The following is a 20,831-nucleotide window of genomic DNA, read 5'->3' on the forward strand; positions in this document are numbered from 1 at the left end:
CCCGGGTGTGTCACCGGGAGGGAATCACTTCCGCTCCTCGGAGGACAAGGAGACTCACGGGGTCCAGTCGCCGTCGAACGTGTCGTCGGTGGGACCGCTCCAGCCCATGGTGACCTCGTCCAGCTCGCCGACGAACTCGAAGTCGTCGACCGTGATCTCGATCTTCTCCATCGTGCACCTCCTTGATATGTGGGTGAACACATCCGGTCCGAACCCCCTGGGGAGTTCGTCCCATGGCCACAACTCTGACCCATGACGAGCCGCCGCGACATTCCGACGAATCACCGCGTTGTTTTCCCCTGCTGCATTTCCCGTAGGGGAAATCACCTACACCTGAATACCCGCCGAGGCCGTTACTGTGAGCCATGGAGAGAGGCCAGGAGGCGGATATGCGTATCACGGACGAGCACCTGGATAAATTCCAGCGCGACGGTTATGTCCTGGTGGACGGATTCCTCGGCGGCGAGGAACTGGAAAAGGCGCGCGCGGCGACCTTGCGTTACTTCCCGGAGAGCGACGAACGGCTGCGGACGCCGGAGCGGTACGCGTCCCTGCGGAGGTCGGCGGGATTCCCGTACGAGCCGGTGGAGCTCAACCACCTGTCGCTGCACCCGGAGCTGATCTCGTTCGCGGAGCGGGTGACCGGCACCCGGGACGTCCGGCTGGGCGACTCGATCCTCCAGGCCAAGTACGGCAGCCGGATCGCGCCGGCCAACGCCCAGCGGCTGCACAACGAGGCCTGGGGGCGCAACACCCTCGTCCCGCCCCGCGGTGACGGGGTGTTCCAGCGGGTCGTCGCGCTGGTCTACCTCTCGGACGTCACCGAGGACCTCGGGCCCACGTGCGTGGTGCCGAAGAAGCACACGGCCGGCCTGCCCCTGCTGTCCTCCGGGTACTCCGCGTACAGCCAGGAGGAGTACCCGTGGCTGTACGAGCTCCAGGAGCCGGTGACGGCCCGGGCCGGCTCGGTGCTGCTGCTGGCGGGGACGACCGTGCACCGCTGCTCCGCTCTGCGCGACGCCACCGGGCACCGCTTCGCCCTCCATCTCACCTTCCACGCCGCCGACTCGGTCTGGCTGGACAAGCAGACCTGGGTGGGCTCGCCCGCCTCGGCCAACGGCCCGGCCGCGACCCGGTTCGTCGTCGAGGCCTCCCCGCGCCAGCGGGAACTGCTCGGCTTCCCGCCGGCAGGCTCGCCCTACTGGAACCGGGAGACCGTGGCCGGGCTGACCGAGCTGTACCCGGGCATGGACGTCACGCCGTACTCCGCCGCATGACGGCGCCGGTGATCGAGGCCCGCCGGGTCGGCCGGACGTTCGGCCCGGTGCGGGCCCTGCACGACGTCAGCCTCACCGTCGGCGCCGGCTCCGTGCTGGGGCTGCTCGGCCACAACGGGGCCGGCAAGACGACCCTGGTCAACATCCTCACCACCGTGCTGCCGCCCACCTCGGGCTCCGCCACGGTGGCCGGGCACGACGTCGTCGCGCAGGGGCGTGAGGTGCGCCGCCGGATCGGGCTGACCGGGCAGTTCGCCGCCGTCGACGACCGGCTGACCGGGTACGCGAACCTGCTGCTGGTGGCCCGGCTGCTGGGGGCGAGCCCACGGCAGGCGCGGCGGCGCAGCGAGGAACTCCTCGCCCTGTTCGGCCTGGAGCACGCGGCCCGGCGCCCGGCCCGGACGTACTCGGGCGGCATGCGGCGCCGCCTGGACCTGGCGATCGGTCTGGTCGGGCGGCCCGACGTGCTGTTCCTGGACGAGCCGACGACCGGCCTGGACCCGGAGAGCCGCATCGGGCTGTGGGAGATCGTCGAGGGCCTGGCGGCGGACGGAGTGGCGGTGCTGCTGACGACGCAGTACCTGGAGGAGGCCGACCGGCTCGCGGACACCATCGTCGTCCTCGACTCCGGCACGGTCGCCGCGACGGGCACGGCCCGTGAACTCAAGGCGCGGGTCGGCACGCTCACCGTGCAGCTGTCCTTCGCCGGGCCCGGGGAACGGGCGACCGCGCTGGACGCGCTGCGCCGCTCGGGCCTGCGTCCGGGCCCGGGCCCGGACGACACGGGTGTCGGCGTGCCCGTGGAGTCGTCCGCCGAGGTCCCGGCGGTGGTCCGGGCCCTGGACCGGGCCGGGGTCGTCGTGACCGCGCTGGAGCTGAGTTCGCCGACGCTCGACGACGTCTATCTCGCCCTCACCCGGAGCGGTCACCGCGCCCCGGCCACGGCGGGGAAGGAGCAGCGATGACGGCCCCGGCGCACGGAACGGCCGCACCGGTCACCGCCCCGGACGTGCCGGCGCGGGACGCCGACGGGGAGAACTGGCGGGGCAGCGGCCCGGTCACCCAGGTCTTCGTCCTGACCCGGCGCGCGCTGTGGTCGCAGTTCGCGGACCGCCGGGTGCTGGTGATCAAACTCCTCCAGCCGCTGCTCCTGCTGGTGGTGCTCGGGCAGCTCTTCGGCAGCATGGTCGACCCCGGGCTGCTGCCCAGCGGAGTGCCGTACATGGAGTTCCTGCTGCCGGCGCTGCTGGTGACCAGCGGGATCGGCTCGGCCGCGGCGTCCGGCGCGATCCTCAGCCGGGACATGGAGAACGGCATGACGGCACGCCTGCGTTCGCTGCCGATCGCGCTGTCCTCGGTGCTGTTCGCCCGCTGCTGCGCCGATGTGGCGCGCGCTTGCGTCCAGATGGTGATCATGGTGGTCTGCGCCTGGGCACTGTTCGGCTACAGCCCGCCCGGCGGGGTCGCGGGCACGGCCGCCGCCCTGGCGCTGGCCGCCTTCGTCATCTGGGCGCTGACGTGGGTCTTCCTCGCCCTGAGCTGCTGGCTGCGCAGCCTGGACGCCATGCAGAGCATCGCCGGTGTGGCCACCTTTCCGCTGATGTTCGGGTCAAGCGCATTCGCCCCGGTGGACGGCATGCCGTTCTGGCTTCAGCTCATCGCCCGGGCCAACCCGCTCAGTTACGCCGTCGACGCCGCGCGGGGGCTGTGCCTGGGGACGCCGGGCGCGGCCGGGCTGCTGGGCGCGCTGGCCGCGAGCGCCGGCGTCGCGGCGGTCGGGATCCTGCTGGCCGTGCGCGGCTTCCGCCGGCCGCTGGTGGGCTGAGGGCCGGCCCGCCGCCCGGGCCAGCGCCGGGACCAGTTCACGGCGGGAGCGGACCCCGAGCTTGCGGTACACGTGGCTGAGGTGCCACTCGACGGTCTTGACGGAGACGTACAGGCCCCGCGCGATCTCGCGGTTGGACAGCCCGGCGGCGGCCTGTTCCGCCACCCGCCGCTCGCTGGGTGTCAGCCGGTCGCCCCCGCCCCGCACGGCCCGTGCGCCGAGGACGCGCAGCTCCGTGTCGGCCCAGTCCGCCAGGACACTCGCGCCCCGCTCCCGGGCGATCTCGCGCCCCCGGCACAGGGACCGCCGGGCCGCGGCACGCTGGCCGGCCCGGCGCTGGGCCGAGCCCAACTGCACCAGGGCGACGGCCAGTTCCAGCGGCTGTTCGGCGGACTGCAACAGCTCGACGGCCCTCTGGAGCTCCTCCAGGCCCCGGCCGCCGCCGCGCAGTGCACCGCTCACGCGGTGGACCAGCGCCAGCGGCACGGCGGCGCCGAACTCCTGCGCCGTCTCCGTCTCCCGCTGGAGCACGTGCCGGGCCTCCTCCTCGCGGCCCGCCACGATCAACGCCAGGGCCACGTGCTGCCACCCCCCGGTCACCCGCAGGCCGAGCCGCCCGTCGGACGTCAGCCGGCGGGCGTGCCGCCACGCCTCCAGCGCCTCGTCCAGCCGCCCCAGTTCCGCACAGAGCCGCACCCGGGCCTCCAGGGCCGGGGCGAAGAGCAGATGGCCGGGCGGCTTCCCCGGCGGCAGGCCGTCGCACAGGACGCGCTCCGCGGCCTCCGTCTCGCCCCGGTCCAGCAGCACATGGGCCAGCACGGACGCCGCCACCGCGACGCCCAGCCCCGGCGGCCAGCCCCGGGACCGTAACGCCAGCACCGCGCGGGCCTGGCGCTCCGCGTCGTCCAGCCGGCCCAGGCCGTACGACAGCAGGGCGTGCAGCGCCACGGAGTCCGGCTGGTGTTCGGCGGCGCGGATGTCGGTGCTGTGCGGCAGGGTCTCCAGGAGCAGCCCGCGCGCCTCGGAGAGCCGGCCGGTGGCGGCCAGCACACAGACGACGAGGTGGACGGAGGGCAGCCCGGTCAGCCCGTCGACGGGGAACCGGGTGATCCGCAGCATGCTGCCGACCTGCCGCACGAGGGTGCTCGCGGTGGCCCCGTTGTCCCGGTCGACCACCAGGCGCAGCGCCCGCAGCAGGGTCGCGTCCGGCCCGGAGGCGTTGCGGGCGGGATAGCGGGAGTGGACCAGGGCACGGGCACCGGCCCGGGTCTCCACCTGGCCCAGGGACAGCAGCGCCGTGACGGCGTCGAGCCGGGTGCGCAGCCGCTCGTCCCCGGCGGGAAGGGACGCCGCCAGCTCGCCGAGCAGGGACAGCGCGGCCGGATGCCGGTGCTCCCTCGCCAGGGCGTGCGCGTAGTGCAGACCGGTGGCGACCCGGGTCGCGGGGGTGGGTGCCTTCTCCAGGGCCTGGCGCAGGTGCACGAGCGCCTCGGGGCTGCCGGCGGACAGGGCCGCCGCTCCGAGTTCGGCGAGCAGGTCGTACTCCCGCGTGTGCGGGGCCTGTTCGCGCAGGGCGCGCCGCAGCAGCAGCACCGACCGGTCCGCACGGCCGTCCGTCAGGGCCTGCCGCGCGGCGCCACGCAGCACGGACTCGGCCCACGGGTCGCCGGCGGGCGGGGTGTGCAGCAGGTGTTCACCGACCAGCGGCAGCGGCGCGTTGCGGGCCGCGAGGGCCCGTGCGGCGGCACCGTGGGCGCGCTCCCGCACCGCCTGTGGGGTCAGGGCCAGCACGGCGGTCCGCAGCAGGGGCTGGGCGAGCCGCAGATGCTCCTCGTCCCGCAGCAGCCCGGTGGCGACGGCCTCCGCGGTGGCCTCGTGGGCCACGTCCGGCGGCAGATCCGCGGCCCGGGCGGCCTCGTCGACGGTGGCCCCGGTGTCGCCGAACACCGCCACGGCCTCCGTCAGCAGCGCCGCGTCCGGGCTCAGCCCGGCCAGCCGCAGCCGGGTCCGCCGTACGACGCCGCGGGGCAGGGTCGTCCGGAGCCGGCCCAGGTGGGCGGGGTCCGGCTCGATGCCGTCGTCGACAGCCTGTGCGCACAGCTCGCGCAGCAACAGCGGGTTGCCACCGGTCAGTTCGTGGCACACCGCGGCGAACCGCTCCCGCGGCGGCTCCGGCCAGTGCCCCCGCACCACCGTCTCGGTCCCCGCCGGGGTGAGCGGAGCCAGCCACAGCGAGGCGGTGGGCCCGAGCCCCGCGAGCAGGTCCGCCGCCCGTGCGGCCGGCCCGTCGGTGTGCGGTGCGGTCATGGCGACGGCCAGCAGCACACAGCGGTCGTCCAGCCGGTTCGCCAGGTACGTCAGAAACCGCAGGGACGGCTCGTCCGCCCACTGCATGTCGTCGACGACCAGGGCGAGCGGCGACCGGGCGGCGAGCCGCAGCGTGAGCCGGTGCAGCTCGCGGACCAGGGCGTCCGCCTCGGCCTCCGCCGGTCTCCCGGCCGGTTCCAGCAGGCCCCGCACCCGCTCGGCCGTCCGGTCCCCGGGCGGGTCCTCCTCCAGCAGCGCCTCGAAGAGCTGGAGGCAGATCCCGTAGGGGACGGCGCTCTCCTCGGTGCTGCCGCGCGCGGTCAGGACGAGCAGCCCGGCGCCGCGCGCGCTCTCCCGTATCCCGCCGAGCACGGCGGACCGGCCCGATCCGGGGTTCCCCTCGACGAGCAGGGCCCGTCCGCGCCCTGCCGCCACGTCCGACAGAGCGTCGCGGACCCGCTCCGCTTCTCGTTCTCTCTCCACAAGGTCGGTCCAACCACTTTGCACACGCTCCCCCGTTCCGACAGAACAATCCTTGATCATCCGGTGTGCGAGCGCACAGCACACCGCGTCATTCGCTCATCCGTCTCCACCCGCTCCTCTCCGCGCCATAACGCCTCACAGGTACGTACGAGCGACAAAGAGACCACTGGGATCGCCACAAATCGGTCCCCTGTCGCCGGGGTTCCCCGGGGCCGTCTCCGGCGCGCAACGGCCGAACACACGTCAGGATCTTGTGCGGCCGCAAGTTCGCAGTCCGGGCCTTGCCTGTCACCCCCACATCGGAGAGGCAGAACACGTTGAGCACGCCAGCAACGCAGCACGGTGGAGCCGTTCGGCACAACGACGCCATGCGGCTCAGCAGACGTCAGGCCGAGATCGTCGCCCTCATCGCCGAGGGCTATTCCGGAAAGGAGATCGCCCGCATCCTCCGGATGTCGCCCAAGACCGTGGAATCCCACATGCAGCGTCTCTTCGACCGTTACGGCGTGCGCTCCCGCGCCGCCATCGTGGCGAAGTGGCTGACGAACTGCGCGTAAGGACGACCGGCTTCGGCGGGGCGGGCCCTGTGCCCGGCCCGTCGGCCCCGCCCGCCTCAGCCCACCCCGAGCAGGGACGTCAGGTGCCCGTGGGCCCGGTCCCACCCCCATTCCCCGCGCACCCACGCACGGCCCTTGCGGCCCATGTCCCGGGCCAGTTCCGCATCGTCCAGCAGCAGCGTGAGCCGGTCGGCGAGCACCCCCACGTCACGGCCGTCGACCACGAACCCGGTCTCCCCGTCCCGTACGGTGTCCGGCGCGCCGCCCGAGTCGCCGACGACGACGGGCAGTCCGGCGGCGGCCGCCTCCAGGAACACGATCCCGAGGCCCTCCACCTCCATGCCCGCCCTGCGGGTCCGGCACGGCATCGCGAACACCTGCGCCGCGGCGTAGAAGCCGGGCATCTCCTCGTGCGGGTGCCCGCCCGCGAAGACCACCGCACCGGCCAGACCCTGCTCGGCCGCGAGCCGGCGCAGGGCCCGGGCGTGCGGCCCGTCCCCGACCAGCAGCAGCACCGCGCCGGGCACACTGCGGCGCACCAGGCGCAAGGCCCGTATCAGCGCGTCCTGTCCCTTGCGCGGGACGAGCCGCGCCGCACACAGCACGACCGGCCGGTCGCCCAGGCCGTACCGCTCCCGCACCCGGGCCGCCGCCTCCTCGGAGCCCTGGAAGACGTCGGCGTCGACGCCGGGCGCCAGCCGCCGCATCCGCGCCGCCGCATCCGGTCCGACGGCGGCGGCGATCCGCGCCCGCGTGTACGAGCCGAGATACGTCACGCTGTCCACCCCGGCACCGATGCGGCGCAGCAGCGCGCGGGCCCCGGGCGTGCGCGCCCACCACACCTCGTGCCCGTGCGTCGTGGCGACCAGCCGCCGCACCTCCGTACGGCGCCGCAGCTCGCCCGCCATCAGCCCGAGCGGGGCCGCGGCCCCGAACCAGACGCTGTCGCAGTCGAATCGGCGGGCCAGCTCCACCGCCCGGGCGGTGACCCGCCGGGTCGGCAGCAGCATGTGGGTGCGGTCCCGCACCACCGGGAACGGCAGCCGGGCGTCGTAGGCCCGGTCGCCCGGCGTGCTGGAGGTGTAGACGGCGACCCGGTCGGGCGGGAAACGGACCGTCATGGCGTGGACGAAGGTCTCGATGCCGCCCTGCCGGGGCGGGAAGTCGTTGGTGACGACGAGCGTGCGCGGCATGGTCGGTCAGTCCTCCAGCGGCTTCACGGTGAACAGGTAGTTGCGGTGCGCCTCGGTGACCCGGTCCACGGGACGCCACCGGCCGTCCCGCCACAGGAACATCGAGTAGCCCGCGGACCGCAGTTCCTCGACGAGCCGCTCGGCGCGCGCCCCGTACTTGGCCAGGTGCCGTTCCTCGATCTCCAGCAGCAGCGTGGGCCGGTCCCGCAGCAGCGTCCCGGCCGCGCCGGCCAGCACGAGCGGCTCCGCCCCCTCGACGTCCGCCTTGACGAAGTCGACGCGCGGCAGTCCGGCCGCCGCGACGACCTCGTCCACGGTGCCCACCCGCACCACGGGACGCCGTTCCCCGGCGAACTCGCTGTTGGGGCCGGGCCCTCGCGCCCCTTCGGTGAGGAACGCCCTTCCGTGCACGGGCAGTCCACGGCGGTAGGGCAGACTCATCACCGCCGCGTCCCTGGGCCTCTCGCCCAGCGCCATCCGGTGCGCGTGCGCCCGCCCGCCGCACAGCAGCCGCACCCCGGCGCCGAGGACGCGGTACGGCCCGGGCAACGGCTCGAAGCCGTGCACACAGCCCTTGGGCCCGGCCACGTAGGACAGCGCGTACGTGTACACCCCGTACTCGGCCCCGATGTCGAGGCAGACGTCCCCCTCCTCGACCACGTGCCGCAGCCCGTCGATCTCGTCCTCCACGAACGAGAAGCGGCGGCTGAGCGCACACAGCAGGGAGTACGTCCAGCGCAGCGGACGCCCGGCGTCCTGGGACGACGCGACTCGCGTGGGCATGGCACCTCCTGGCCGGGGCGCACGGCGGCCGGCCGGCACGAGCCGGAACCAGCCGAGCAGCACCAGCGGGTAGACGACGTATCCGAAGCGGGTGGCGGGGATCAGGCACATGGCGATCCCGAGGCCCAGCGCGAGCCGGTCCGCGGCGGCGACGGTGGTGCGCGGCGGGCGCCTCACGAGGGACCCGGCCACCGCGACCGCGCCCAGCACCAGCGCCGCCACGGCGAGGGCGAAACCCCCCGGCACGTACGTCGCCAGCAGGTACCCGGGCAGCGGGCTGGTCGCCGGGGATCCGGTGCCTCCCTCACCGAGCGGGAAGAGCAGCACGTGCTCGGCGAACGCCCGCGGGTCGGCGAGCGCGACCGGCAGCACGGCGAGCACGGCGAGGGTGACGGCCGTGACACCGGCCCGTACGGCGGCCCGCCGCCCGGCGGTCACGGCGAGCAGGGCGAGCCCGACGGGCAGCACCGGCCAGGCCGTCCACTTCAGCGACGCGGCGGCACCGAGCGCGAGGCCGGCGGCGACGGGGCCGCCGCGGCCGGCCAGGGCGAGGGCGAGGCACATCAGGGCGATGACCGGCAGGTCGACACCGCCGACGGCGAGCGGGAGGGCGACGGCGGGGGTGGCGGCGAGCCAGAGGAGTGCCCGGGCCGGGGAGCGGTCCGGGCCGGTGCCGCGCGGGGACGGCCCGGCGCCCCTGCACACCACGGCGGCCAGCCCCATGGCCCCGAGTGACACCAGCGCGAACCACAGCCGGGCGTCCGCGAGCGGGACGTCACCGAGGACGGCCCGGGGCAGCCCGAAGAGCGCCATGCCGGGCAGGTACGGGTTGTAGTCCCGCAGTTCGGCCGGGTCCGGGACGTACGGCGTGCCGGTGTCCAGCAGCAGCCCGCCGGACCGCTCGACGACCGTGACCTCCAACTGCCGCGCCCCGTCCGCGACCAGGAACACCAGCGGCACCAGCACGGACCCGACGGCGGCCACCGCCGCGCTCGCCGGGCCCCAGGGCCGCGCGGAGAGACGGGCGACGAGCGCGGCGACGCCGTATCCCGCGGCGGCGCAGGCGCCCCACACCTGGTGCGGGGCGATGGTCGTACGCAGACACAGCAGCAGCGCGAAGACGGCGCAGGCCGCCCAGCACAGCGTCTCCCAACGGCGACCGGTGCCGCGCCGGGACGGCGGAAGGGGGGCGGTGGCGGGGGACACCCACCCCACCTGACGGGGCGCAGACACCACGCCCGCCGCACGGCCCGAAGACACCGCGCGCCCCGGTGCGGTGGTGCGCGCGGCCGTCGCCGAGGCCGGCACCAGCGAGCCGAACAGCGGCAGCAGCCCTCGCGAACGCCCCTGCATCCCCGCTCCCCCTGTCCACCGCCGGCCGGCCTTCCTTCCGTCCGGCAAGTCTTCGCAAGGGGCGGACGAGAAGCGTCACACCGGGCACCGATCCTGGGAGTCAACCCGTGGTACTCGTCCGGTCTCCGGATCAACCCGTACGGTGACGCGGGCCGGACACCTCCGGCCGACAATGTGGGGATGCGTCAGTCGTCCCTGCGCCCCACCGCCTGGCCGCGCTCCCCCCGCTACCCGTACGTCAGCGGCGTCCTGCTGGTCGTCCTGGCAGCGGCCGAGGTCCTGCACTCCCGCATCACCTCGACGACGGTCCTGGCCACCCTGCCCCTCGTGGTGCTCCCCCTGCTCTGGCGCCGGCGCGAGCCCCGCATCGGGCTCCTGGTGGTACCGGCGGCGCTGCTGAACTTCCTCTTCCGCCCGGAGCTGCTGATGACGGTGGCGGTGGCGGGAGTCATGGGCCTCTACACGCTCGCCCGCCACCGCGTCCTGCACCCCGCACTGCTGAGCGCGGCCGCGATCACCGGCTCGCTGCTGGTCAACGTGGGCCATGTGGCGATGGGCGTGTACGACCTCGGCGGCCGGGCACCCGCCGTCGGCGCCGACGGCTCGCTGTCGTACTTCACGGAGTCGTTCGTCCTGGCCGTGGGCGTGGTGGCGACCGTCGGTGTCGCGGACGCCACCCGCAGCCGGGAGGAGTCCCGGCAGGCGCGCGAGGCGGCCCAGCGGGAACTGATCGCCATGGAGCGCAGGCATGCGGCCGCCCAGGAACGGGCTGCCATAGCACGGGAGTTGCACGACATAGTGGCGCACTCGGTGTCCGTGATCGCCGTCCAGGCGGAGAGCGCCACGTACACCACACCCGACCTCTCCCCGCCCGCACGCGACGGATTCCAGCAGATCGCCTCATCGGCCCGCTCGGCACTGACCGAGCTGCGCAGGCTGCTGAGCGTGCTGCGCGCGGACGAGGCCGGATCCGAGGAGGCGGCACCCGTCGTACCACAGCCGACGCTCGACTCCCTGGGGGCGCTGCTGGAAGCCCACCGGTCGGGCGGCGGAGAGGTCACCCTGCACACCACGGGCACCCGCCCGGCGGTGCTCCCGCCCTCCCTCGAACTCACGGTCTACCGCATCGTCCAGGAGGCCCTGACCAACGCCCGCCGCCACGCACGGGGCGCCGCGGTCGACATCCTCCTCACGTACGAAGAGGACGAAGTCCGGCTGCGTATCACCGACGACGGTCCCGGCCCCAAGACCGGGGCCGGGGGCCCCCGACTCAACTCCGGCGGGCACGGGTTGAGCGGCATGCGGGAGCGTGCGAACCTACTCGGCGGACGTCTGACCTGCGGGCCCGCCGGTCCCGGGGGCGGTTTCCTGATCGAGGCCGAACTCCCGGTGCGGGCCGGCGCGAAGAGCTTCGCGGAAGGTGTGTACGAGTGACGGCGGGGGAACCGATACGGGCCATCGTGGCCGACGACCAGGCGGTGGTGCGCACGGGGTTCGTCAACCTGCTGTCCACCCAGGACGACATCGACGTCGTGGGCGAGGCGGAGGACGGCGAACAGGCCGTCGCCCTCGCCCTGGACCACCGGCCGGACGTGGCCCTGCTGGACATCAGGATGCCCAAGCTGGACGGCATACAGGCCGCGCGCACGATCCTGAGGGAGACCGACGGCGCCACCAAGGCGCTGATGCTCACCACGTTCGACCTCGACCAGTACGTCTTCGACGCACTGGCGGCCGGTGCCAGCGGCTTCCTCCTGAAGGACGCCACCTTCCCCGAACTCCTGCACGCGGTACGGGTGGTGGCCGCCGGTGACGCCATGCTGGCCCCCGGCATCACCCGCCGCCTCATCGCCGAGTTCGCCCCCCGCCGCCCCGTCACGGCCCCCAAGTCCCTCCTCGACCGCCTCACCGCCCGCGAGGTGGAGGTCCTGCTCCTCATCGCCCAGGGCCTGTCCAACGCGGACATCGCCGAACGCCTGACCATCACCGACCACACGGTCAAGACCCACATCAACCGCCTGTTCACGAAGCTGGGACTCCGCGACCGGGCCCAGGCGGTGATCGTGGCGTACGAGGCGGGTCTGGTGACGCCGGGGAAGGGCGGCTGAGGTCGCCCGCTCCAGGCCGACCGGGCTCACCGCGGTGCCCGCGGGCGTGAGCCCTCAGCCGGTCGCTCGCCCCGGCGCCCCCGTGCTCTCCCGCCGCACCAGCCGCGTAGGCACCAGCGTCGTCCCGTGCTCCTCCCCGTCCTGCCGCATCTTGCTCAGGACGCCCTCCACGCACAGCCGCCCCACCTCGGCGAAGTCCTGGTGGATGGTCGTCAGGGGCGGGAGGAAGGACGCGGACTCGGGGATGTCGTCGAAGCCGATGACGCTGATGTCGCCGGGGACGCGCAGGCCGCGCTCGTGCAGGGCCCGGAGCAGGCCCAGGGCCATCTGGTCGTTGGCCGCGAACACCGCCGTGCAGTCCTGCTCGTCGGCCAGCCGCAGCCCGGCCCGGTAGCCGGACTCGGCCGACCAGTCGCCCCGGACCAGGGGCGGCGTGACGCGGCCGGCCGCGGTCAGCGTGTCGCGCCAGGCGTTGGCGCGGCGCTGGGCGGCGAAGGAGCCCTCGGGGCCGGCCAGGTGCCACACCGTCTCGTGGCCGAGGTCCAGCAGGTGCCGTACGGCGTCCCGCGCGCCGCCCGCCTGGTCGGTGTCGACCACGGTGTAGCGGTCGCCGGCGTCCGAGTCGGCCACCACGACCTGCACGCCGGGCGGGAGCGAGACCGTCGCCGCGTCCAGCAGATGGATCTCCATGATGACGATCACGGCGTCCACGGCGAGTTCTCCGAGGCGGGAGAAGGCGCCGTTCACCTCGTCCTGGGTGGGGACGGCGACGGGCAGCAGCGTGACGGCGTAGCCGTGCCGGGCAGCGGAGGTGGCGATGGCCTCCAGGGTGCGGATGTTGCCCATGGTGGAGAGGGAGAAGGTGATCACACCGAGGGTGCGGAACTCGCCGCGCTTGAGCGCCCGTGCGGCACTGTTGGGGCGGTAGCCCAGCTCCCGCATCGCGGCCAGGACCTGGCGGCGGGTGTCCTCGGTGACGCCCGGAAAGCCGTTGGAGACGCGGGAGACCGTCTGGGAGGAGACGCCGGCGAGCTGCGCGACGTCGGCCATGGAGGCGCCCTGGCGCGGACGGGCCGGACGCCTTCTCGTACGGCGCGTGCCCTCGGGTTCTCTCGCACCCTCCACCGTGCCCACATTCCCCTCCCCGCGCAGCCGCCGCAAATTTCGGTCCGGAACGACTCCTTGACCCCTGAGATTCGGACAGTGTAGACATCCCGCCAGTGGATGTTTACGTAAACATTGCCTGGTCCCAACCGTACGAAAAGGCATCGAACAGCACCAGAGCTCGCACCAGTCGCACCACGTAGGCCCCGATCTCTGCGCCCGCCGGGACGCGCGGACGCAGAAGAGTTGGAGTACTCGAGATGGCACACCGCACCCGCAAGAGAAGGCTCCTCGGGGCCATCGGCGTCACCGCCGTGGCGACCGGAACCATCCTGGCCACCACCACCCTGCCCGCCGCGCACGCCGAGCCCACCGCGCAGGCGGCCGGGGTCACCGTCCGCCCCGACCCGTCCTACCAGCAGGAGAAGTTCGAGGGCTGGGGCACGAGCCTGGTCTGGTTCGCCAACGCCACCGGCGACTACCCGCCCGCAGTGCGCGAGAAGCTCTACAAGCTCCTCTTCGGCGACGAGGGCCTCGCCCTGAACATCGCCCGCTACAACATCGGCGGCGGCAACGCCCCGGACGTCAAGGACTACCTGCGGGCCGGCGGCGCGGTCGAGGGCTGGTGGAAGGCCCCGGCGGGCACCACCCGCGAGGACGTCGACTGGTGGGACGCCGAGGACCCCGCCGACTGGAACAAGAACGCCGACAAGACGCAGCGCTGGTGGGTCGACCGCATCAAGAAGGACATCACCCACTGGGAGACCTTCAGCAACTCCCCGCCCTGGTTCATGACCGAGAGCGGCTACGTCTCCGGCAACTTCGACGCGGGCAAGGACCAGCTGAAGCCGGAGTCCGTCGAGGACTTCGCCAAGTACCTGGTGGGCGCGACCGAGCGGCTGGAGAAGGCGCACGGCATCAAGGTCGACACGCTCGACCCCTTCAACGAGCCGAACACCGACTACTGGGGCACCAAGCTCGGCCCCGACGGCGAGCCGACCGGAGGCCGCCAGGAGGGCGCCCACATGGGCCCCGAGCTCCAGCAGAAGGTGCTGCGCGCGCTGGCACCGGTGCTGAAGAAGTCCAAGTCGGACGCGGAGATCTCCGCGATGGACGAGACCAACCCCGGCACGTTCGCCACCAACTGGAACTCCTACCCCCAGGAGGTCCGCGACCTGGTCGGCCAGATGAACGTCCACACCTACGGCACCGGCCAGCGCACCACCGTCCGCGACCTCGCCAAGGCCGCCGACAAGCCGCTGTGGATGAGCGAGGTCGAGGGCGACTGGGGCGACGGCCAGAGCTTCACGGACATGCGGCCCGGCCTCGGCCTCGCCCAGCGCATGGTCGACGACCTGCGCGAACTGGAGCCCAAGGCCTGGGTGTTCTGGCAGCCCGTCGAGGACTACGACAACATGAAGCCGGGCGGGGAGTCCGCGAAGGGCGGCAACTGGGGCGAGATCCAGCTCCCCTTCAGCTGCACCTCGAAGGACACCCTGAAGTCCTGCCCGATCTACACGAACACCAAGTTCGACACGGCCCGCAACTTCACGCACTACATCAAGCCCGGCGACCGGCTGATCAAGACCAACGACACGTCCAGCACCGCGGCGATCTCCCGCAAGGGCGACGCGGCGACGGTCGTCCACGTCAACAGCGCCACCGAGTCCCGTGCGGTCACCCTCGACCTGTCGAAGTTCGGCCGGGTCTCCTCGCACGCCACCGTCACCCCGGTGGTGACCAGCGCCGACGGCAAGCTGGAGAAGCAGAAGGCGATCCGGGTCTCCGGCAAGCAGGCCACGGTCACCGTGCCCGCCCAGTCGGTGACGTCCTTCCTCGTCAAGGGCGTCTCCGGCGTCGCGAAGGACGCGGCCGAGCTGCGGAAGGACCACACCTACCGGCTGACGGGCGTCCAGAGCGGCAAGGACCTCACCATCGCCGGCAACGGCACGGGTCTGGTCATCAAGAGCGCCAACGCCTCGGACCCGAGCGGTCAGCAGTGGCGGGTGGAGCAGATCCGCGGCAAGGACAACCGCAAGCGGTACGTCTTCACCGAAACCGCCTCGGACAAGCGCCTGGCCGTCCGCGACGGCGCCCTGGTCGCCGAGCCGGACGAGGGCCGCCGCGACAAGGCCACCGAGTGGATCATGTCCTCGACCGGCGACGGCACCTGGACCCTGGTCAACGCCGCCACGGGCCAGCTCCCGGACGTCGGGGGCCAGTCCACGAACGAAGGCGCCCCGGTCGGCGTCTGGCAGCCGAACTCCGGGTCCAACCAGCGCTGGAAGGTCACGGAGGTGACGGACACCCCGTAGTCCCGCACCCGCCCGCTAGGACGCCCTCGGTCTGCCGCACCCCATGGTGACGGCGAGGCCGGGGGCGTCGTGCCGGGGTGTGTGGTTCACGGCACCGCAACGGGGCGGAGCACCGTCAGGGACTCTTCCTGGCGAGCCACCATCGCGAAGGAGAACCGGTCGATTTCCAGGCAGAGATCGACATCGTCCGGGTGGTATCCGCTCCGCCGCCCACCGGCGAGGTCTGCGGCAGCACCGGAATTCCTCGCGCGCTGGAGGTACGGGTCCGCCTCGACATCGCCCCCGGCCACGGATCGACCGATGTATTCAGCACAGGCCAGGTCCTCGTCGGCCCGGCCACCTTCGCCGGTGACGACGAACGTCACCGGACCGGAATCCCCCCTGGCCTGCAGGAACCGCGCGGTCGGGCCGGCCACCACGAAGCTCGCGCACAGGACGAGCGGCGCGTTCGCGACGGCCAGCGCGCCCACGGTTCCTGCCGTCGTCTTCTGCACCAGCGTGCGGCCGGCGAAATCGCGTGACCTGAGCAGGCCGGGTGAGTTCACCGCGTCGAAGCCCGCCGCCGGAGCTCCGTCCTTCAGAGCCAGCCAGCCCGGGTGGCTCTCCTTCAAGGCAAGTGCCTCACTCTCCGTTTCGGCCAGGACGATCCTCTCGACGCCACGCGAGAAGGCCCAGGCAGCCACGGTGAAGGCACGCATGACGTCGATGACGACCGCGACACGGGGAACGCCGGTCAACTCCGGTATGCCGACGAAGTGATGTTCCATCGGGCCATTCTGACGCCCCGTGTGAGATCACGCGGAAGAGGACAGCTGTTCCCGCACCCATTCAGGATCGGGGTTGGTGTGCGGCCGGCCCGCCACGACGACGGTCGGCACGGTCTCGTCGCCGTCGTTGACCGCCCTCACCGCTGCGGCACCTGCCGGGTCACGCCAGATGTCGACCCAGTGCAACCGGCGGGCGCTGCGGCCCAGCCGGATGCGCAGTCGCATGCAGTACGTGCAGCCCGGCCGCCAGTAGACGACCGGCCGTCCGTCGACCGCGCTGCGGCGCTGTGCCTCCAGCGCACCGATCGACCTCGGGAAGACGAGGGGCGAGTTCACGCCCGCCAGCACCAGGAACACGAGCAGGACTGCTGTGGCCGCCCCGCCGCTGTCCGCGGAGATCAGCCCAGCCGCGACGGTTGAGCCGCAGAGCATGAGCAGCATCGGCAGGATCCAGGCGCGCACAACGCTCCGGAACAAGCTCACAGCCCGAACAGCCCTGCCGCGTTGTCGTGGCACACCGCCCGCAGCCAGTCCTCTCCCAGGTCCAGCCGTTCCAGGGCGTGGAGCTGGTGCTCGTACGGATAGGGGATGTTGGGGAAGTCGGAGCCGAGCAGGACGCGGTCGCCGAGTCCGGCCAGCCGGGGCAGGGCCCTGCGGGGGAACGGCATGAAGCTTTCGCTGAAGTCGGTGAACGCCATCGTCGTGTCCAGCCGGACCTCTCCGTACCGCTCGGCCAGGCCGAAGAACTCCTCGTACTCGGGCATCCCCATGTGCGCGACGACCAGCCGCAGCCGGGGGTGCCGCGCCAGCACCCGGGCGATCGGCTCGGGGCCGGTGTGCTTGCCGGGCGCGGGTCCGGAGCCGCAGTGGATCACCACGGGGATCCCGGCCTCGGCCAGCAGCCCCCACGCCGGCTGGAGCAGTTCGTCGGCGGGGTCGTACGCCCCCACCTGCACATGCGCCTTGAAGACCCGCGCACCCGCCTCGACGGCCTCCCGGACGTACGCCTCGACGCCCGGCTCGGGGTAGAGGGTCGCGGTGTGCAGACAGTCGGGTGTGCGGCGGGCGAAGTCGACAGCCCAGCCGTTCAGCCAGCGGGCCATGCCCGGCTTGTGCGGATACAGCATCGCGGTGAAGGCCCGCACCCCGAACTCCCGGAGGACGTCCGCCCGTTCCGCCTCCTCCTGCCGGTAGGTGATCGGCCACTCCAGCCCGCCGGTCATCGCCCCGAGCGCGTCGAAGTAGTCCCACACCTTGTGCAGCACCCGCTCGGGCATGAAGTGCGTGTGCACGTCGATCAGCCCGGGAAGCCCGAGCCGCCCCCAGAAACGACGAACCTCCTCCGCTTCCGTACCCGGACCGGCAGGGTCGACTGGCGCCACACGGTGATCATCCATGCCGCCCACGATCGGCCCGGGCGAGGCGGTCGGTCCACTCCCTTGCACGAGAGAGCGGTGAGGGATCCGTCACGGCCACGTCCGTCTCTCCTCGCGGGGCGTCAGCACGGTCAGGCGCATCCTCGCCGGCTGCTCTCATGGCAGCGACGGCAAGCGCGCCTGCCGCACAGTGCACTCCAACGGCGTAGTTCCCCGGTCTAGGGTCGCCCGCATGGCCGAGCCCTCCTTCCTGACCGCCGTGCGTGAGTCGTACGACACGGTTGCCGTCGACTACGTCGAACGCGTCCCGCCTCCAGCCGAGATGGACCCGCTGTCACGCGCGATGCTGGCGGGGTTCGCCGAACTCGTGCGGACGGCCGGTCCGGGGCCGGTCGCGGACCTGGGATGCGGCCCCGGCCGCGTGACGGCGCACCTGGCCGGGTTGGGGGTGTCCGCCTTCGGCGTCGATCTGTCACCGAAGATGATCGGACTGGCCCGCCACGCCTATCCGCACCTGCGGTTCACCGAGGGCTCGATGACCTCGCTGGAGACGGGGGACGACGAGCTCGGCGGCATCCTGGCCTGGTACTCCACCCACCACACGCCCCCGCAGTGGCTGCCGGCGGTGTTCGCCGAGTTCCACCGCACGCTCGCACCCGGCGGCTACCTGCTCTGGGGAGACTATGTCGGCGACGAACACCTGCATCCGACCCAGGGCTATGGCCGTCCGGTGTCCTACGAGTCGTACCTTCTGCCGCTGGACCGCATGGCCGGCCTGCTGGAGCAGGCCGGACTCGTTGTCACCGCGAGACTGGAGCAGGAGCCCGGCGGACGGCTGAGGAGACCGCACGCCTGCCTCCTGGCCCGCAAGCCCGAAAGGCCCTGACGGGTGGGCAGGGACCGATTCCGGTCACGGCACTAGATGGGGTGCGGGCACAGCCAGATCCAGGTGGAGTTCAGAGTCCCCACCTTGGCGTGGACCAGCTTCAACGGCCTGTCGCAGAAACCGGGGTCGGTGTCGTCGCCCTGCAGACGCCTCTCGACGACGACGCGATTGACCGTGAACCCTTCACTTTCGAGGAAATCCTTGGCGAACTGCTCGGGGGCCGACCGAAACAATTCCTTTTCTGCCTCGCTCAAGTCGACGTCGAAAAGCTCGATCTCCTTGATCGACTCGTTCTCGGTCTCCCGCGTGATCCTGGCCATGAAGAGGTCACCTCCACTCGAACCTTCCCTTCAGTCTGGGCACTCTTTCGGCCACCGCAAGTGCAGCGAGCCCGGGTCCGGGCATCGGGGAGGGCGGGCCCGTTCAGCCGATGTGCGCGCACAGGTCGTCCGTCGTCCCGTGCAGGAGGTGTACGGACTTGTAGCCGGTGGGGCTGATGTCCATCGTGTAGACGCCGTCGACGAGGTAGAGGCCGCGCGGCAGACTGCCCTGGTCCTGGCCGACCCCGACGAGCACCGATCCGTGCACGGCCCACAGCTGGGAGCCGTCGGGCCGGTGTTCGACGACGGCCGAGCCGCTCGCGTCGGCGTCGTAGGAGGCGCCGGTCTCGGTGTTCGTGACACGAACGACCAGATCGCCCTGGTACGCGACCCGCCGCACGGAGCCGTCGGGGTAGGTGCTCAGCACGCGCCGCACCACTTCGTCGACGACCGGGTCGCCGTGGACGGGGAAGTCGCATCGCGCACCGGCGCCGACGTCCCACGGCGCGGAGGGTGCCGGTTCCCAGCCCGGCGCCGGCTCCGCGGACGCGGGCTGCGTCCCGACGAGCACGGCGGCAAGTACCAGCGTGGCGAGAGCTGTTCGGCGCATGGTTCTCCCTGGGCAGAGACGGGTGGAAGGAAGGGGCGTGCGCCAGTCTCTCCCCGGCCTCTGACCAAAGCCTGACCATCGACGTCCCGTTAGGCTGCCGGACAGCCATGGAGTTCCAACTGCTCGGTCCGTTCGCCGCCCGCCACGAGGGACGGCAGGTCCTGGTGGGCAGCCGCCGCCAGGAGCGGTGCCTGCTGGCGGTCCTGCTGCTGCACGCGGGCCGCGCGGTCACGACGGACCGCCTCATCGACCTGCTGTGGGACGACGAGCCGCCCGCCTCCGCCCGCGCCACCGTCCACACCTACGTCGGCCGCCTGCGTGCCGCGCTCAGGCCGCACGGGGTGTCCGTCGAGACCCGGCACGACGGTTACGCCGTGGAGCAGGGCCCCCATGGGATCGACGTCCAGGAGTTCGCCGGGCTCGTCGGGCAGGCGGCGGACTGCGCTGATCCCGCGGAACGGATCCGCCTGTACGACCAGGCCCTCGGACTGTGGCGCGGCCCGCTGCTCGCGGACGTGGCCGACGAACGGCTGCGCACTCGCCTCGGCGGCACGCTGGGCGAACTGCGCCTGTCCGCCGTGGAGCGGCGAGCCGAGACCCAGCTCGCCTTGGGGCTGCACGACCGTGTCGTGGCGGACCTGACGCCGCTGCTGGAAGAGCACCCGACCCGTGAAGGGCTGGTCGGCGCCCAGATGACCGCCCTGTACCGCACGGGCCGCCGGGCCGACGCCCTCCGGCTGTATCGCAGCACGCGTACGACACTGGCGACCGAACTCGGCGTCGAACCGAACGGCGAACTCCGCACCCTGCACGAGCGCGTGCTGCGCGCCGACCCCCGGCTCGACCGGCCCCCCGGGCCCGTCTACGCGGTCCGGGTCGGCGACCAGTGGCTGCCGTGGAGTACGAGCGGACACCCCGCGCTGGAGTTCTGCAACACCTACGCCGGGTGGAGCGGGGAGCCGCTGCCCGGGTCGGAGTGGCTGCGCGGCTACGCCACGCTCGCCGTATGGGCCGGCCACCTCGACCTGATCGAGGACGGGCAGGTGACCCGGCTGCGGGAACAGGCCCTTCGGCAGCCGGCCGAGGCCGCCGCCGTCCTCGACGAGGCCCGGCGGTTGCGTACGGACCTGTACGCCTGTCTGACGGATCCGCAGGACGGCCGGGCGTTCAAGTCGGTGGCCGGGGCGGTGGAGGACGCCGCGCGGCTGTCGGTCTTCACGCGTGGCGAGGACGGTCTCGGACGCTGGCAGCCCTCGCCCGCCGCCGGACTGCGCCTGCCCGTCTGCGCGGTGGCCCGCAACGCGGGCGAACTGCTCGCCGACCCGCGGCGCTTCACCGTCCGCGGCTGCCCCAGTCCGGACTGCGGCTGGCTGTTCCTCGACGAGAGCGGGCGGCGCCGGTGGTGCAGTCTGGCGACCTGCGGCGCCAAGCGGTCGGCCTGGGATCTGTCTGACAAATGACCTTGGGTGGGTTCGCGGAGCCAGAGGATGAGTGAGGCGAGGTGGGCTCCGGCCTTGAGTGATCATGACTGGCCAGCGCAGTGATCGTTCCCGGACTGGGGTTCGAT

The 20,831-nt window shown here is 72.8% G+C and carries 17 protein-coding genes and 1 pseudogene; 9 read left to right on the top strand and 9 right to left on the bottom strand.

Annotation, left to right across the window (positions count from 1 at the left end):
• Positions 1–389 precede the first annotated feature (389 nt).
• From MQE23_RS21420 to MQE23_RS21430, 3 genes are read left to right on the top strand one after another with little or no spacing between them, the layout of a single operon-like run.
• Positions 390–1,277, top strand: coding sequence for a phytanoyl-CoA dioxygenase family protein (locus tag MQE23_RS21420; protein WP_020271295.1), 888 nt, complete (start codon positions 390–392; stop codon positions 1,275–1,277).
• Positions 1,274–2,242, top strand: a complete 969-nt coding sequence (locus tag MQE23_RS21425) for an ATP-binding cassette domain-containing protein (RefSeq protein WP_243379926.1) — start codon at positions 1,274–1,276, stop codon at positions 2,240–2,242. Before MQE23_RS21420 ends, MQE23_RS21425 begins: the two co-directional genes overlap by 4 nt.
• Complete coding sequence (locus MQE23_RS21430; protein ID WP_243379927.1) at positions 2,239–3,102, top strand: ABC transporter permease; 864 nt, start codon at positions 2,239–2,241, stop codon at positions 3,100–3,102. The genes MQE23_RS21425 and MQE23_RS21430 overlap by 4 nt, the downstream gene beginning before the upstream one ends.
• Before the next feature lie 42 nt (positions 3,103–3,144).
• Here MQE23_RS21430 and MQE23_RS21435 read toward each other — a convergent pair.
• Positions 3,145–5,952: pseudogene (locus MQE23_RS21435) on the bottom strand (AAA family ATPase); the annotation flags it as partial.
• A 308-nt stretch (positions 5,953–6,260) separates the two neighbouring features.
• Here MQE23_RS21435 and MQE23_RS21440 point away from each other — a divergent pair.
• On the top strand, positions 6,261–6,449 hold the full coding sequence (locus MQE23_RS21440; RefSeq protein ID WP_020271300.1) for a helix-turn-helix transcriptional regulator: 189 nt from the start codon (positions 6,261–6,263) through the stop codon (positions 6,447–6,449).
• Between the two features lie 56 nt (positions 6,450–6,505).
• Here MQE23_RS21440 and MQE23_RS21445 read toward each other — a convergent pair whose 3' ends face one another.
• Entirely contained in the window at positions 6,506–7,642 is a 1,137-nt protein-coding gene (locus MQE23_RS21445; RefSeq protein WP_243379928.1) for a glycosyltransferase family 4 protein, read from the bottom strand.
• A gap of 6 nt (positions 7,643–7,648) precedes the next feature.
• Entirely contained in the window at positions 7,649–9,778 is a 2,130-nt protein-coding gene (locus MQE23_RS21450; protein ID WP_243379929.1) for an FkbM family methyltransferase, read from the bottom strand.
• Between the two features lie 180 nt (positions 9,779–9,958).
• Between MQE23_RS21450 and MQE23_RS21455 the strand changes: the two genes are divergently transcribed.
• On the top strand, positions 9,959–11,212 hold the full coding sequence (locus tag MQE23_RS21455) for a sensor histidine kinase (RefSeq protein WP_243379930.1): 1,254 nt from the start codon (positions 9,959–9,961) through the stop codon (positions 11,210–11,212).
• Complete coding sequence (locus MQE23_RS21460) at positions 11,209–11,886, top strand: response regulator transcription factor (RefSeq protein WP_020277458.1); 678 nt, start codon at positions 11,209–11,211, stop codon at positions 11,884–11,886. The genes MQE23_RS21455 and MQE23_RS21460 overlap by 4 nt, the downstream gene beginning before the upstream one ends.
• Before the next feature lie 54 nt (positions 11,887–11,940).
• On the opposite strand, the gene MQE23_RS21465 is transcribed toward MQE23_RS21460, so the two are convergent.
• Positions 11,941–12,936, bottom strand: coding sequence for a LacI family DNA-binding transcriptional regulator (locus tag MQE23_RS21465; protein ID WP_020277459.1), 996 nt, complete (start codon positions 12,934–12,936; stop codon positions 11,941–11,943).
• Between the two features lie 314 nt (positions 12,937–13,250).
• On the opposite strand from MQE23_RS21465, the gene MQE23_RS21470 reads away from it, so the two are divergent.
• On the top strand, positions 13,251–15,305 hold the full coding sequence (locus MQE23_RS21470) for a glycoside hydrolase (RefSeq protein WP_020277460.1): 2,055 nt from the start codon (positions 13,251–13,253) through the stop codon (positions 15,303–15,305).
• A gap of 86 nt (positions 15,306–15,391) precedes the next feature.
• Here MQE23_RS21470 and MQE23_RS21475 read toward each other — a convergent pair whose 3' ends face one another.
• Genes MQE23_RS21475 through MQE23_RS21485 form a run of 3 tightly spaced genes read right to left on the bottom strand, consistent with a single transcriptional unit; the run spans position 15,392 to position 17,469 of the window.
• Positions 15,392–16,072 carry a 2-phosphosulfolactate phosphatase gene (locus MQE23_RS21475; protein WP_020277461.1) on the bottom strand — a complete coding sequence of 227 codons (681 nt, stop codon included), beginning with the start codon at positions 16,070–16,072 and terminating at the stop codon, positions 15,392–15,394.
• Positions 16,073–16,099: 27 nt separating this feature from the next.
• Positions 16,100–16,513 (bottom strand): glutaredoxin domain-containing protein, encoded by a 414-nt coding sequence (locus MQE23_RS21480; protein ID WP_037674214.1) that lies wholly within the window; start codon positions 16,511–16,513, stop codon positions 16,100–16,102.
• Positions 16,514–16,551: 38 nt separating this feature from the next.
• The gene (locus MQE23_RS21485) at positions 16,552–17,469 is read right to left on the bottom strand and encodes an amidohydrolase family protein (protein ID WP_020277463.1); all 918 of its coding nucleotides are present in this window, start codon (positions 17,467–17,469) and stop codon (positions 16,552–16,554) included.
• 211 nt (positions 17,470–17,680) lie between these two features.
• Here MQE23_RS21485 and MQE23_RS21490 point away from each other — a divergent pair, with 211 nt between their 5' ends.
• Entirely contained in the window at positions 17,681–18,334 is a 654-nt protein-coding gene (locus MQE23_RS21490; RefSeq protein ID WP_243379931.1) for a class I SAM-dependent methyltransferase, read from the top strand.
• A 32-nt stretch (positions 18,335–18,366) separates the two neighbouring features.
• Here the strand turns inward: MQE23_RS21490 and MQE23_RS21495 are convergent, their stop codons facing one another.
• Positions 18,367–18,654, bottom strand: coding sequence for a hypothetical protein (locus MQE23_RS21495; protein ID WP_020277466.1), 288 nt, complete (start codon positions 18,652–18,654; stop codon positions 18,367–18,369).
• 103 nt (positions 18,655–18,757) lie between these two features.
• The gene (locus MQE23_RS21500) at positions 18,758–19,264 is read right to left on the bottom strand and encodes a hypothetical protein (protein WP_243379932.1); all 507 of its coding nucleotides are present in this window, start codon (positions 19,262–19,264) and stop codon (positions 18,758–18,760) included.
• Positions 19,265–19,371: 107 nt separating this feature from the next.
• Between MQE23_RS21500 and MQE23_RS21505 the strand changes: the two genes are divergently transcribed.
• The gene (locus MQE23_RS21505) at positions 19,372–20,724 is read left to right on the top strand and encodes a BTAD domain-containing putative transcriptional regulator (RefSeq protein WP_243379934.1); all 1,353 of its coding nucleotides are present in this window, start codon (positions 19,372–19,374) and stop codon (positions 20,722–20,724) included.
• Positions 20,725–20,831 lie beyond the last annotated feature (107 nt).

It is taken from the genome of Streptomyces sp. HP-A2021 (assembly GCF_022807935.1).
GTDB classification, from domain to species: domain Bacteria; phylum Actinomycetota; class Actinomycetes; order Streptomycetales; family Streptomycetaceae; genus Streptomyces; species Streptomyces afghaniensis.

Excerpts from the sequence above, each read along its gene's own strand:
- MQE23_RS21495 (WP_020277466.1), bottom strand. The coding sequence starts at position 18,654 with ATGGCCAGGATCACGCGGGAGACCGAGAACGAGTCGATCAAGGAGATC.
- MQE23_RS21430 (WP_243379927.1), top strand. The coding sequence starts at position 2,239 with ATGACGGCCCCGGCGCACGGAACGGCCGCACCGGTCACCGCCCCGGAC.
- MQE23_RS21485 (WP_020277463.1), bottom strand. The coding sequence starts at position 17,469 with ATGGATGATCACCGTGTGGCGCCAGTCGACCCTGCCGGTCCGGGTACG.
- MQE23_RS21440 (WP_020271300.1), top strand. The coding sequence starts at position 6,261 with ATGCGGCTCAGCAGACGTCAGGCCGAGATCGTCGCCCTCATCGCCGAG.
- MQE23_RS21445 (WP_243379928.1), bottom strand. The coding sequence starts at position 7,642 with ATGCCGCGCACGCTCGTCGTCACCAACGACTTCCCGCCCCGGCAGGGC.
- MQE23_RS21425 (WP_243379926.1), top strand. The coding sequence starts at position 1,274 with ATGACGGCGCCGGTGATCGAGGCCCGCCGGGTCGGCCGGACGTTCGGC.
- MQE23_RS21490 (WP_243379931.1), top strand. The coding sequence starts at position 17,681 with ATGGCCGAGCCCTCCTTCCTGACCGCCGTGCGTGAGTCGTACGACACG.
- MQE23_RS21480 (WP_037674214.1), bottom strand. The coding sequence starts at position 16,513 with ATGCTGCTCATGCTCTGCGGCTCAACCGTCGCGGCTGGGCTGATCTCC.
- MQE23_RS21500 (WP_243379932.1), bottom strand. The coding sequence starts at position 19,264 with ATGCGCCGAACAGCTCTCGCCACGCTGGTACTTGCCGCCGTGCTCGTC.
- MQE23_RS21420 (WP_020271295.1), top strand. The coding sequence starts at position 390 with ATGCGTATCACGGACGAGCACCTGGATAAATTCCAGCGCGACGGTTAT.
- MQE23_RS21505 (WP_243379934.1), top strand. The coding sequence starts at position 19,372 with ATGGAGTTCCAACTGCTCGGTCCGTTCGCCGCCCGCCACGAGGGACGG.
- MQE23_RS21465 (WP_020277459.1), bottom strand. The coding sequence starts at position 12,936 with ATGGCCGACGTCGCGCAGCTCGCCGGCGTCTCCTCCCAGACGGTCTCC.
- MQE23_RS21475 (WP_020277461.1), bottom strand. The coding sequence starts at position 16,072 with ATGGAACATCACTTCGTCGGCATACCGGAGTTGACCGGCGTTCCCCGT.
- MQE23_RS21450 (WP_243379929.1), bottom strand. The coding sequence starts at position 9,778 with ATGCAGGGGCGTTCGCGAGGGCTGCTGCCGCTGTTCGGCTCGCTGGTG.
- MQE23_RS21455 (WP_243379930.1), top strand. The coding sequence starts at position 9,959 with ATGCGTCAGTCGTCCCTGCGCCCCACCGCCTGGCCGCGCTCCCCCCGC.
- MQE23_RS21470 (WP_020277460.1), top strand. The coding sequence starts at position 13,251 with ATGGCACACCGCACCCGCAAGAGAAGGCTCCTCGGGGCCATCGGCGTC.